The 12,178-nt window shown below is 36.9% G+C and carries 11 protein-coding genes; 10 read left to right on the top strand and 1 reads right to left on the bottom strand.

Features of this window, described 5'->3' with window-relative positions:
• Nucleotide 1 precedes the first annotated feature (1 nt).
• The 7 genes from HMPREF1495_RS03235 to fsa all read left to right on the top strand — a co-directional run bounded on the left by HMPREF1495_RS03235 (nt 2) and on the right by fsa (nt 7,665).
• The gene (locus HMPREF1495_RS03235) at nt 2-2,644 is read left to right on the top strand and encodes a valine--tRNA ligase (protein WP_034212016.1); all 2,643 of its coding nucleotides are present in this window, start codon (nt 2-4) and stop codon (nt 2,642-2,644) included.
• 1 nt (nt 2,645) lies between these two features.
• Nucleotides 2,646-3,848, top strand: coding sequence for a bifunctional folylpolyglutamate synthase/dihydrofolate synthase (locus HMPREF1495_RS03230; protein ID WP_034212014.1), 1,203 nt, complete (start codon nt 2,646-2,648; stop codon nt 3,846-3,848).
• The gene (locus HMPREF1495_RS13840) at nt 3,845-3,985 is read left to right on the top strand and encodes a hypothetical protein (protein WP_007592648.1); all 141 of its coding nucleotides are present in this window, start codon (nt 3,845-3,847) and stop codon (nt 3,983-3,985) included. Before HMPREF1495_RS03230 ends, HMPREF1495_RS13840 begins: the two co-directional genes overlap by 4 nt.
• A gap of 1 nt (nt 3,986) precedes the next feature.
• Nucleotides 3,987-5,324 carry a tetratricopeptide repeat protein gene (locus HMPREF1495_RS03225; protein WP_034212012.1) on the top strand — a complete coding sequence of 446 codons (1,338 nt, stop codon included), beginning with the start codon at nt 3,987-3,989 and terminating at the stop codon, nt 5,322-5,324.
• The gene (locus HMPREF1495_RS03220; protein ID WP_034212010.1) at nt 5,324-5,869 is read left to right on the top strand and encodes an HdeD family acid-resistance protein; all 546 of its coding nucleotides are present in this window, start codon (nt 5,324-5,326) and stop codon (nt 5,867-5,869) included. The genes HMPREF1495_RS03225 and HMPREF1495_RS03220 overlap by 1 nt, the downstream gene beginning before the upstream one ends.
• A 22-nt stretch (nt 5,870-5,891) precedes the next feature.
• Nucleotides 5,892-6,935 carry a hypothetical protein gene (locus HMPREF1495_RS03215; RefSeq protein ID WP_034212008.1) on the top strand — a complete coding sequence of 348 codons (1,044 nt, stop codon included), beginning with the start codon at nt 5,892-5,894 and terminating at the stop codon, nt 6,933-6,935.
• 79 nt (nt 6,936-7,014) lie between these two features.
• The gene (fsa, locus tag HMPREF1495_RS03210) at nt 7,015-7,665 is read left to right on the top strand and encodes a fructose-6-phosphate aldolase (protein ID WP_009664108.1); all 651 of its coding nucleotides are present in this window, start codon (nt 7,015-7,017) and stop codon (nt 7,663-7,665) included.
• 62 nt (nt 7,666-7,727) lie between these two features.
• On the opposite strand, the gene rpmB is transcribed toward fsa, so the two are convergent.
• Nucleotides 7,728-7,913 carry a 50S ribosomal protein L28 gene (gene rpmB / locus HMPREF1495_RS03205; protein WP_007592637.1) on the bottom strand — a complete coding sequence of 62 codons (186 nt, stop codon included), beginning with the start codon at nt 7,911-7,913 and terminating at the stop codon, nt 7,728-7,730.
• A gap of 246 nt (nt 7,914-8,159) precedes the next feature.
• Here rpmB and tkt point away from each other — a divergent pair, with 246 nt between their 5' ends.
• The 3 genes from tkt to HMPREF1495_RS03190 all read left to right on the top strand — a co-directional run bounded on the left by tkt (nt 8,160) and on the right by HMPREF1495_RS03190 (nt 12,147).
• Complete coding sequence (gene tkt / locus HMPREF1495_RS03200; RefSeq protein ID WP_034212006.1) at nt 8,160-10,151, top strand: transketolase; 1,992 nt, start codon at nt 8,160-8,162, stop codon at nt 10,149-10,151.
• A gap of 65 nt (nt 10,152-10,216) precedes the next feature.
• Nucleotides 10,217-11,626: an amidophosphoribosyltransferase gene (locus tag HMPREF1495_RS03195; protein ID WP_034212004.1), complete on the top strand. Its 1,410-nt coding sequence runs from the start codon at nt 10,217-10,219 to the stop codon at nt 11,624-11,626.
• A 71-nt stretch (nt 11,627-11,697) separates the two neighbouring features.
• Entirely contained in the window at nt 11,698-12,147 is a 450-nt protein-coding gene (locus HMPREF1495_RS03190; RefSeq protein WP_198006706.1) for a MarR family winged helix-turn-helix transcriptional regulator, read from the top strand.
• Nucleotides 12,148-12,178: the final 31 nt, after the last annotated feature.

The raw sequence follows: 12,178 nt of genomic DNA, 5'->3' as shown, positions 1-12,178 counted from the left end.
TATGAAAGAATTGGAAAAGACATACAGCCCCGAAAAAATAGAGGGCAGAATATACAAAAAATGGTTGGAAGAAAAGTACTTCCATGCAAAGGTAAATAAGGATAAAAAGCCTTTTACAATTATAATGCCGCCGCCGAATATCACAGGTCAGTTGCATATGGGACATGCACTTGATAATACCATGCAGGATATACTGATAAGATATAAGAGAATGGCCGGATATGAGGCACTTTGGCAGCCGGGAACGGACCATGCGGCTATTGCTACAGAGGTAAAAGTTATTGAAAAGCTTAAAGCCGAGGGCAAGGATAAGCACGAGCTTGGAAGAGAAGGATTTTTAAAGGAAGCTTGGGCATGGAGAAATGATTACGGCACAAGAATAATCAATCAGCTTCAAAGACTTGGTTCATCTGCAGACTGGGACAGAGAAAGATTTACCATGGATGAACAGGGACAAAAGGCTGTAAAGGAAGTTTTCCTCAGATTGTATGAAAAAGGCTATATTTACAAGGGTAACAGGATTATAAACTGGTGTCCTGTTTGTAAAACATCCATTTCAGATGCCGAGGTTGAACATATTGAGATGGATGGCAATTTCTGGCATATAAAGTATCCTGTTGTGGGAGAAGAAGGAAAATTTGTCGAGATTGCTACAACAAGACCTGAGACACTTCTTGGAGATACTGCGGTTGCGGTAAATCCTTTGGATGAAAGATATAAGGATATTATAGGTAAGAAGCTTGTTTTACCGCTTGTAGGAAGAGAAATACCTGTAGTAGCGGATGAATATGTTGATAAAGAGTTCGGAACAGGATGTGTAAAGATAACACCTGCACATGACCCTAATGACTTCGAGGTAGGAAAGAGACATAATCTGGGCGAAATCAATATAATGCATGATGATGCAACTATTGATATGCCGGGAAGCAAGTATGACGGACTTGACAGATATGAGGCAAGAAAACTTATAGTAAAGGATCTTGAAGAAGCAGGTCTCTTGGTAAAGGTGGTTCCTCACAGCCACAATGTAGGCAGACATGACAGATGTAAGACAGTTGTAGAGCCGCTTATAAAGCCGCAGTGGTTTGTAGCTATGAACGAGATGGCAAAGCCGGCTATAAAGGCGATTGAGACAGGAGAACTTAAGTTTGTACCTGAAAGCTATGCAAAGACATATTTGCATTGGCTTGAAAATATAAGAGACTGGTGTATTTCAAGACAGCTGTGGTGGGGACATCAGATACCTGCATATACATGTGAAAAATGCGGTGAGATAACTGTTGCCGGAGAGAAACCTGAAAGCTGTCCGAAATGCGGATGCCATGAGCTTGTACAGGATGAGGATACTTTGGATACATGGTTTTCATCAGCACTTTGGCCTTTCTCAACACTCGGATGGCCTGAGGATACTGAGGAAATGAAGTATTTCTATCCTACGGATGTTCTTGTAACAGGTTATGATATTATTTTCTTCTGGGTAGTAAGAATGGTGTTCTCAGGCTATGAGCAGACCGGAAAATCACCTTTCCACACGGTTCTTATCCATGGACTTGTAAGAGATTCCGAGGGTAGAAAGATGAGTAAATCTCTCGGAAACGGTATCGATCCGCTTGAGGTAATAGACAAGTACGGTGCGGATGCACTCAGAATGATGCTTATTACAGGAAATGCACCCGGAAATGATATGAGATTCTACTATGAGAGAGTGGAAAGTGCCAGAAACTTTGCAAATAAGATCTGGAATGCCGCAAGACTTATCATGATGAACATAGGTGAGGACAAGCCGGGTAAAATAGATAATTCAAAGCTTATGCTTTCAGATAAGTGGATACTTTCAAAGGCAAACAAACTTATAAAGGAAGTTACAACAAATCTTGATAAGTTTGAGCTTGGTATAGCACTTTCAAAGATATACGATTTTGCATGGGAAGAGTTCTGTGACTGGTATATCGAAATGGTAAAGGTAAGACTCTGGAATAAGGAAGACGAAACACGAGATACTGCGCTTGCAGTACTTACAGAAGTTTTAAATACTATTCTAAAGCTTTTACATCCGTTTATGCCTTTTATCACAGAGGAAATCTATTGTACCGTAAATGAAGATGTAAAGAGTATAATGATTGAACCTTGGCCTGCAGAAAATCCTGAATACAATTTTGAGGATGATGAAAATAAAGCCGAGCTTATAAAAGAGGCCGTAAGAGCAATAAGAAATGTAAGAGCATCTATGAATGTACCGCCTTCACATAAGGCAAAGGGAATTGTAGTAAGTGAAAGCGAAAAGATAAGAGATACATTTGAAAGTGCCGGAGATTTCTTTAAGCAGCTTGCAGGACTTGATAAGCTTATAATAGATTCGGATGACAGTACTGTTGAGAAGGACTCTGTAAGAGTTGCAATACCGAATGCATCCATATGTTTACCTTTAAAAGAGCTTGTAGATATTGAAAAAGAAGTTGAAAGACTGAAAAAAGAAGAAAAGAAGCTTATAGGCGAGGTGGCAAGATCAACAGGTATGCTTTCAAATGAGAAGTTTGTAAGTAAAGCGCCTCAGGCAAAAATAGATGAAGAAAAGAAAAAGCTTGAAAACTATGAGCAGATGCTTTCACAGGTAAGAGAGCAGCTTGCAAGATTAGCCGACTGATATGAATGAAAAAGAATATATAGAGAGCATTCCCATGTGGGCCAAGAAAAAGAATTCACTTTCGGAAGTAAGAAAGAATATTGAAATTCTGGGTATAAAGCTGCCGAAAGTAATACATGTGGCCGGTACCAACGGAAAAGGCTCCGTATGTGCATATCTTGGCAATATTCTTATAGAAAATCATATGAAGGTGGGAACATTTATCTCCCCTCATTTGATAGAAGTAAACGAAAGAATATTGCTTGATATGACACCTATAAGCGATAGAGAACTTGAGAGTATATCAAAATACGTAAGGGAAAAACTTGGTAATTCCGATACGTCTCCTACATATTTTGAATATATCTTCTATATCGCAACGGTATTTTTTTCAAAAACAAATCCGGATTATGTAATACTTGAAACCGGAATGGGTGGGCGACTTGATGTAACAAATGTTTTCGAGGACACTTTAAGTATTATTACAAGTATAGGAATGGACCATATGCAATTTCTCGGAAACAGTATAAAAGAAATTGCTTATGAAAAGGCCGGTATTATTAAGCATAATTCCACAGTAATCTTCGACGACTCAAATGAAGAGGCAAATGAGATAATAAGAGAATTTGCAAAAGCTAAAGCGGCAAAAATAATACCGCTTTCCGATTTTGACTATGAAAGCCTGAAATTTACATATGTAAAGTACAAAAAGAAAGCGGCTGCACTTGCTATACTTGGAGCGGGGCAGCTGCTTAATACTATAGATAATATAGATGAAGCTTTAACAAAGACTGTATGGCACGGAAGAATGGAAGAGATAGAAAAGGATATTATTATTGACGGAGCACATAATGAACCGGCAATTATAGAGTTTACAGAAAATGCAATGAAGCTTGCAAAAGTAAATAATAAGAAAATCAAGCTTTTGATCTCAGTAGTAAAGGATAAAGAGGTGGAAAAGATTTTTGATATTATTACTTCCAAGCTTGAGGTAAAAAAATACTATCTGACAGCCATGAATTCTTACAGAAGCAATTCTACGGATGAGCTTTATAATAGCTTAAATATACTTTTAGAAAAAAATAAAAGACAGTCAAAGATAAGTTGCTATAATAGCAGTATAGAGGCCTTTAACGAAGCAAAAAAAGAAAAGGCTGATGATGAAATTTTGTTTTGTGTTGGCTCATTATATTTAATGGGAGAGATATTAGAGGGAAACAGATGATAGATTTTGAGGAAGAATTAAGAAAATTTAAGCCTTCACCGGATATTTCCGCAGTGGAGGATATTATAGCAAAAAGTGATATTTCAGATATGAATGATATTTTGATGGAATTGTTGAAAGAGCAAGTAAAGGGCTGATATGAAGAAAAACAGACGTCTGGAACAGATATCAAACGGTTATTATAATTTGGGATTGTCTCTTGCAAAGGAAAGAAATTTATCTTCCGCATTGAATGCGCTAAGCATATCTTTGGGATTGAATAAGAAAAATACCGATGCCAGAAATTTATACGGACTTATACAGTTTGAAATGGGTGAAGAGACCAAGGCTTTGATTTCATGGGTTATAAGTATAAATATTAATCCTATAAACAATCCGGCACAGAATTATTTGCAAAAATTGAGAAATAAATCCGCTTACCTGGAAAAATCACAGGATGCCATTTCAAAATATAATAAGGCGATCTCTCAAATAAAGACTGTAAATTATGATATGGCAAGGATAACATTAAAGCAGGCTGTAGATATAAGGCCGCATTTTGTAAAGGCAATGCTCGCACTGGCACTTCTTGATATCAGAGAAGGAAAATCCAGTGAGGCAAAAAAGCTTTTGGAGAATGTACTTGCAATTGACAGATTCAATACTAAGGCTATCACTTACCTTGAAGAGATGAAACCTCTGACTGAAAAAAATGCAAGGAAAGAAAAACTAAATGTTATAGGCAGTCCGGTAAAGAAGGAAAAACCTGTAGAAAATGTAAATAACGGTATGCCTGTGACCGAGATATATAAGAATTATTCGGGAATGTTTACAGCTATTAATGTAGGTATAGGATTGATAGTCGGTGCCTGTGCAATGGTATTTTTATATATGCCTACTATGAAGGTGGCATTAAATAATGCACATAATAAAGAAATTGTAGAGATATCACAACAACTTAATGATGTAAATTTATCCATAGAAACACTGAAGAGTGAAAATGAAGGATTGAACGAACAGGTAAATAAACTTACAGAAGTTAATAACACATCAACTGAGAATATGAACTATAAGCTTTTGCAGTATGTTTATTTCTTAGGTCTTATAAAAGAGTACAATACAAAAAATTACACAAGAGCCGCCGAGATATTTTCAAATCTGGATGTGGGTCAGCTTACAGATGTTGACAACGGCTTAGGTATATCCGTAACGGGCACATTTGCCGAAATGGCGCCTAAGATGAGAGATGAGGGTCCTAAACTTTTACTTAAAGTGGCGGACGGACTTAACAGATCCGGTGATTTTGCCGGAGCGATAGGCTATTATGACGCCGCTCTCAGAATATCCCCGGATTATGTGGAAGCCAAGTATAAGAAAGCTTTGGCATACAAGACTATGGGTGATGTTGATACTGCAAACAATCTGTTTACAGAAATTATTACAAATTATCCTGATGACAGGTTTGCAAATGAATCAAAGAAAGAAAGAGGTTATTGATGAATAATATTTCAAGTGCAAAATATTTTTCGCTTTTTTCAGGAATAATATTCTTGATAGTTGGAATATATGTGATTGTAAATCCTTTGTTTATAGCAGGTACAATAAATATTATATTATGTGTGCTGTTGTTAATAGAGGGAATTTCTCAAATAAGCGCTTATCTGTCTGAGAAAAGAGAAGGCAGAAGTATTTGGAGACTGATTGAAGGTATTTTATCTGTTGCGGCAGGAATATACTTTGCGGTTAAAGATTCTCTGGGATTGTCAGTTGCTTTTATAGTAGCGGCAGGTATTTGGTTGCTACTTATCGGAATAAGCAGAGTATTTATGGGAATGAGAGTGGTGAAGTTTGAAAAGAATATAGGTCAGAGACTTATTTTCATTGCGATAATTGATTTACTGCTCGGTATCATTCTTGTGATAAATCCTGTATTTGTGGCAGGCTATATTTCGGTACTTTTCGGGGTTTCGTTGATAGTGCAGGCTGTGGTTGCAATTTTCAGATTCTTTAGATTAAACAGAATGGAGAGGAAGTTGAAATAAATAATGCAATAAGGAGAATAGTATGATTATTAAAAATAAATTATCGATATGTGTAGTATTGAGTTGTATCGCTTTTGCTTTAGTGGGATGTAGTAGGACCGCTGTAAATGTACAGGGAAATCAGGTGACCCAAAAAGTATCAGTAGAAAAGAACTATTTTCCTTATGAAAATTTACATGAGCTGTCCATTGATAAAAATGCTGACAGTGAAAACATTAAGAGCATAATAAATAAACTGCCGATGTTGGCAGATTATCTTGAAATAAAGGATGCAAAAATAGAAAATACAGACATAGGTGTCGGACTTGTTTTAGAATATAATGAAATATATGATAAGGCAAAACAGCTGAAACTATCTGAGAACCCTTTGTATCATTCTCCTTATTTTAATACATTTAAGTTTAATAACAGCATGTTATTGATGCTTGAAAATGACTACATTTCATATATTAAAACAGAAGTTAATATTCCCAAAGAATATGTAGAAGGAACAGATAAAAAAAGAGTCGATGTAATAAGCAGAGAAAGCTTATTGCAAAAAAATATAAACTTTGAGTACATGAAAGAAAATCAAAGTTATTATAATGAACTATTGGAATTTAATAATGCGATATATGCAGACAGACTGTTTTATAATCGTATCAGACTTGGTTCTGATGAAGAAACCTTGATACAGAGGAATGGAGATCCCGATAAAAAAGAAGAGAAAGATGATTTGGAATCCATTTATACTTATGGCGATGAAAACAGTTACACCTCATTTAAACTGACACCTAAAAACAACGGATCGGGTGAACCGGAAGTATCAGCGATTGTAGTGCATCCAAGTAAAGAAGATATTAACGGCGGTGAGTTACTATATAATTTGGGTTTATTACCTAATGAAAACGAATATTTAAAGAAGGTACAGGTAAGAGATTATCTGGGAGAGCCTGTTTTTGAGATTGAAAATGCAGATTATTATAGAATAAGCTCAGATATATCGGATTATTTATATTTTATTTACTCAGAAGGTGGTGAAGTTATTGAATATGGAGTCCACAAATGGATTATTCCTGTAAACTAGTCTAATATTATATATATAATACTTTGAAACAGTACACAAAAGTGGTAAAATAGAATAAAAATATATGTGAGGTGTATGTATGAAATTTTTTATTGATACCGCAAATGTGGATGAGATCAGAGAAGTTGCCGCCTGGGGCGTGTTAGCAGGCGTTACAACAAATCCTTCATTAGTTGCAAAGTCAGGAAGAAAATTTGAGGATGTTATCAAGGAAATCACAGACATTGTAGACGGGGCTATAAGCGGTGAGGTAAAGGCTACAACTACAAAGGCTGAGGATATGATAGCCGAGGGAAGAGAAATTGCAAAGATCCATAAAAATATGGTGGTAAAGATTCCTATGACTGCTGAAGGACTGAAGGCAATAGCTGCACTCAGTAAAGAGGGAATTGCCACAAACTGCACTTTAATCTTTACACCGCTGCAGGCACTTTTGGCTGCAAGAGCAGGTGCAAGCTATGTTTCACCATTCCTTGGAAGACTTGACGATGTGGGAACAAGAGGTGTTTCTTTAATAGAGGACATCGTTGAGATTTTTGAAATTCACGGTATAGAGACTGAGATAATTGCAGCATCTGTACGTAATAATATGCATGTACTTGAGTGTGCCAAGGCAGGAGCAGATATTGCAACAGTACCTTATTCCGTATTTAAGTCTATGTTAAATCATCCTCTTACAGAAGCGGGTATTGAAAAATTCATAGCAGACTATGAGAAGTCGGTTAAATAACAATAAAAAAGAGCCTTTATGGGCTCTTTTTTATTGCTTGAATACGTATTCTCAAGTATTAATTATGCACGCTCTACAAAACCTGAACGAAGGCATGAAGTACATACATACATCTTCTTAGATCCACCCTCTGTTTTGACCTTAACTGACTTAACGTTAGCCTTCCATATTTTGTTGGATCTTCTATGAGAATGGCTTACTGCATTACCAAAATGAGCAGCTTTTTCGCATATTGAACATTTTGCCACGGTTACACCTCCTTTAACTTTAATTATAAAGATTTATAATTATTTTGGATTGGACTTCATCACAATAGGGAAAAACCCGTGCAAAATCCATAACGTATATATTTTACCAAATAAAAATACTATTTGCAAGACATTTTATAATTTATTATATTGTGGTAAAATGAAAAAGATTGGAGTTCAGAGCGAAGTTTTAGATTATCTTTATGAACCGAAAAATCGTATTGTTATGTAAAAAGGAGCATAGAAATGAATAATATTGACATCAAGTCTGTAAACACCATAAGAGTTCTTAGTGCAGACGGTATAGAGAAAGCAAAGTCAGGTCATCCGGGATTGCCTTTGGGAGCTGCCCCGATTGCATATGAACTTTTTGCAAATCATATGAAGCATAACCCGAAGAACCCTGATTGGGCAAACAGAGACAGATTTATTCTGTCTGCAGGTCATGGTTCAATGCTTTTATATTCATTATTCCACCTCTTCGGATATGGCGATTTGAGCATGGATGATTTGAAGAGTTTCAGACAGCTGGATTCAAAGACTCCGGGACATCCCGAGTACGGTCATACGGTAGGTGTAGAGGCTACTACAGGACCGCTTGGTGCAGGTATGGGTATGGCTGTAGGTATGGCTATGGCTGAAGCACATATGGCAAGTGTATTCAATAAAGAAGGTTATGATATAGTGGATCACTATACATTTGTGTTAGGCGGTGACGGCTGCTTGATGGAAGGAATATCATCAGAGGCATTTTCACTTGCGGGAACACTTGGACTCTCAAAGCTTATTGTATTCTATGATTCAAACGGAATTTCTATTGAGGGAAGTACAGATATAGCATTTACAGAGAATGTAGTGGACAGAATGAAGGCTTTCGGATTCCAGACTATAGAGGTAGAGGACGGAAACGATCTTGAAGCTATCGGAAAGGCTATACAAGAGGCTAAATCAGATAAGAATAGACCTTCATTTATTAAGATAAATACGGTAATCGGATATGGTGCGGGAAAGAAGCAGGGAACTGCAGGAGCACATGGTGAGCCTCTTGGAAGTGAAGCGCTTGCCGCACTTAAGTCAGGTTTCGGTTTTAATCCGGAAGAGAGCTTTAAAGTTGATGCCGATGTATATGAGAATTTTAATAAAATAAATGAAAAAAATGCAAAGATTGAAGAAGAGTGGAATAAGCTCTTTAAGGAGTATGCAAATAAATATCCTGAAGATGCAAAGAAATGGGATAACTATTACTCTGAAATCAATGCTTCTTTAATAGATAATGATGAGTTCTGGGCATGGGATGATGCACCTGCAGCTACAAGAAATATTTCAGGAAGCATTATCAACAGATTAAAAGATATATTCCCTAATCTCATAGGCGGTTCTGCGGACCTTTCACCTTCAAACAAGACTGTAATGAACGGTGAAGGATATATCTCAAAGGATGATTTTTCAGGAAGAAATATACATTTCGGTGTAAGAGAGTTTGCAATGACCGCTATTACAAACGGTATTTTATTACATGGCGGACTCAGAGCATATTGTGCCACCTTCTTTGTATTCAGTGATTATACAAAGCCGATGGCGAGACTTTCTGCGCTTATGAATATTCCTACAATATTTGTATTTACACATGATTCTATAGGTGTCGGCGAGGACGGACCTACACATGAGCCTATAGAGCAGCTTGCAATGCTCAGATCATTGCCTAATTTCAATACATTCAGACCTGCCGATGCGAGAGAGACAATTGCGGCATGGTATGCGGCTATGGTTTCAAAGTCTACACCTACAGCTATTGTGCTTACAAGACAGAATCTTCCGCAGCTTGACGGAAGCGGAAAGAAAGCGCTTAAGGGAGCTTATATTATAAAAGAAGCTTCAAAGTCTACACCTGATATGATTTTAATAGCGTCAGGATCCGAGGTTTCACTTGCCATTGAAGCTGCAACAGAGCTTGAGAAGGATAATATATCTACAAGAGTTGTAAGTATGCCGTGTATGGATGTGTTTGAGGCACAGAGCAGGGAGTATAAGGAAGAAGTACTGCCGAAAAATGTAAGAAACAGAGTGGCAATAGAGGCCTTATCAAGCTTTGGATGGGATAGATATACAGGTCTTGACGGAAGAGTAATATCCATGAATTCTTTCGGCGCATCTGCACCTCAGGATTTGCTTTTCAAAAAGTTCGGATTTACAAAGGAAAATGTTGTAACTACAGCTAAAGAAGTATTTAATCAATAAATAATATTAAAACAGATATAGAATTTCTATATCTGTTTTTGTGCTTATTTAGGGAAGGAAAAAACATGGGCGGTATTTTTGGTGTAGTAGGAAAAAATGATTGTGTTATGGACTTGTTTTTCGGGGTTGACTATCACTCGCATCTTGGAACAAGACGTGCCGGAATGGCTGTATTTGACGGAGAGTATTTCAACAGAGTAATCCACAATATTCAAAACTCGCCGTTTCGAACAAAGTTTGAAAAAGATGTGGAAGATTTGCGTGGGTATATGGGAATTGGTTGCATATCGGATGAAGATCCGCAGCCGCTTTTGATACAATCACATCTGGGCAGCTATGCTATAACTACAGTCGGCAAAATAAGCAATCATGATGAGATAATAAAAAAACTCTATAAAGACGGCAGAGTACATTTCCAGGAGCAGAGCGGCGGGCGTGTAAATGACAATGAGCTTGTGGCCACATTGATTTCTTCAATGCCTTCCTTTAAAGAGGGACTTGAGTACGTACAGGAAACGATAAAAGGCTCCATGACTGTTGTAATTATGACAAAGGAGGGTATATATGCCGCCAGAGATAAATTCGGAAGGACGCCTCTGGTTATAGGTTGCAAGAAAGATACATTCTGTATTACATTTGAAAATCATGCATATTTAAATTTGGGATACAGCTTTTATAAGGAACTTGGACCGGGAGAGATAGTATTTATCACACCGGATAAGGTAAAAGAAATATCACCTGCAAAATCCGAGATGAAAATCTGTTCGTTCTTATGGGTATACTACGGTTATCCGACAGCTTCATATGAGGGTGTAAATGTAGAAACCATGAGATATAAATGCGGTGAACTTTTGGCAAAAAGAGATAATGTAGATGCGGATATTGTAGCCGGAGTTCCGGACTCCGGTACCGCGCATGCCATAGGTTATGCAAATAAATCGGGTATACCTTTTGCCAGACCTTTTATAAAGTATACACCTACATGGCCAAGGTCTTTTATGCCTACAAATCAAAGTCAGAGAAATCTTATCGCCAAGATGAAGCTTATACCTGTACAGGAACTTATAGAAAATAATGATATACTCCTGATAGACGATTCCATAGTCAGAGGCACGCAGTTAAGAGAAACCACGGAGTTTTTGTATAATTCCGGTGCAAAGAAGGTACATGTAAGACCTGCATGTCCTCCGCTCTTATTCGGGTGTAAATATCTTAATTTTTCAAGATCGAAATCCGACTATGATTTGATTACAAGAAGAATAATAAGAGAAAGGGAGGGGGATAATGTAAGCAAAGAACTCCTCTTTGACTATGCCGATCCGAACAGCAAAAACTACGAAGAGATGGTTGAGGAAATCAGAAAGATTCAAAACTTTTCAAGCCTCAGATTTCACAGACTTGATGATTTAACAGAATCCATAGGTATAAGTCCATGTAAGTTGTGTACATATTGCTGGAACGGTAAGGAAGCTTGATATTCTGTAATAAATTTAGTATAATATTGGTTTGATAAATCAGGTGTTGTGTTTTATGCAATACGAAAAGGATGAGTATTTTGAGGGGTTCAAAGGAATTTAAAATAATCCTTGTTAAGTTATTTAATGATATACTTGATTATGAGGAAAGCGTTTTACGTGCTTCCGAGTTTAAGGATTTGACCAACAATGATATACATGTAATACGAGCTATAGGAATGAATGAAAAAAAGAATATGTCAATGATTGCAAAGGAGCTGGCGGTTACCATAGGGACTTTGACGATTTCAATAAACAGCCTTGTAAGAAAAGGGTATGTTATAAAAGAGAGATCCGAAAAGGATAAGAGAGTGGTTTTTGTAAACCTCTCATCAAAAGGTGAAGCTGCTTTTTCAAGAAATGAAGAACTTTATGATCAGATGGTCAATTCAATGCTTGAAGACTTGGAAGACAATGAAATGGACATATTGATGAAATCATTATTAAAAGTAAACAGATGTATTAAACAGAATAAAGCTTAAAAAGTATATCGGTAATAAATACGGATATCAA

This window comes from Lachnoanaerobaculum sp. MSX33 (assembly GCF_000512995.1).
Taxonomy (GTDB): domain Bacteria; phylum Bacillota; class Clostridia; order Lachnospirales; family Lachnospiraceae; genus Lachnoanaerobaculum.
This window is presented reverse-complemented; position numbering and strand designations above follow the sequence as displayed.

Bases quoted from the DNA above. Each gene is read 5' to 3' on its own strand.
- HMPREF1495_RS03190 (WP_198006706.1), top strand. From the start codon at position 11,698: ATGAGTATTTTGAGGGGTTCAAAGGAATTTAAAATAATCCTTGTTAAG.
- HMPREF1495_RS03215 (WP_034212008.1), top strand. From the start codon at position 5,892: ATGATTATTAAAAATAAATTATCGATATGTGTAGTATTGAGTTGTATC.
- HMPREF1495_RS03235 (WP_034212016.1), top strand. From the start codon at position 2: ATGAAAGAATTGGAAAAGACATACAGCCCCGAAAAAATAGAGGGCAGA.
- HMPREF1495_RS03225 (WP_034212012.1), top strand. From the start codon at position 3,987: ATGAAGAAAAACAGACGTCTGGAACAGATATCAAACGGTTATTATAAT.
- HMPREF1495_RS03195 (WP_034212004.1), top strand. From the start codon at position 10,217: ATGGGCGGTATTTTTGGTGTAGTAGGAAAAAATGATTGTGTTATGGAC.
- HMPREF1495_RS13840 (WP_007592648.1), top strand. From the start codon at position 3,845: ATGATAGATTTTGAGGAAGAATTAAGAAAATTTAAGCCTTCACCGGAT.
- tkt (WP_034212006.1), top strand. From the start codon at position 8,160: ATGAATAATATTGACATCAAGTCTGTAAACACCATAAGAGTTCTTAGT.
- HMPREF1495_RS03220 (WP_034212010.1), top strand. From the start codon at position 5,324: ATGAATAATATTTCAAGTGCAAAATATTTTTCGCTTTTTTCAGGAATA.
- HMPREF1495_RS03230 (WP_034212014.1), top strand. From the start codon at position 2,646: ATGAATGAAAAAGAATATATAGAGAGCATTCCCATGTGGGCCAAGAAA.
- fsa (WP_009664108.1), top strand. From the start codon at position 7,015: ATGAAATTTTTTATTGATACCGCAAATGTGGATGAGATCAGAGAAGTT.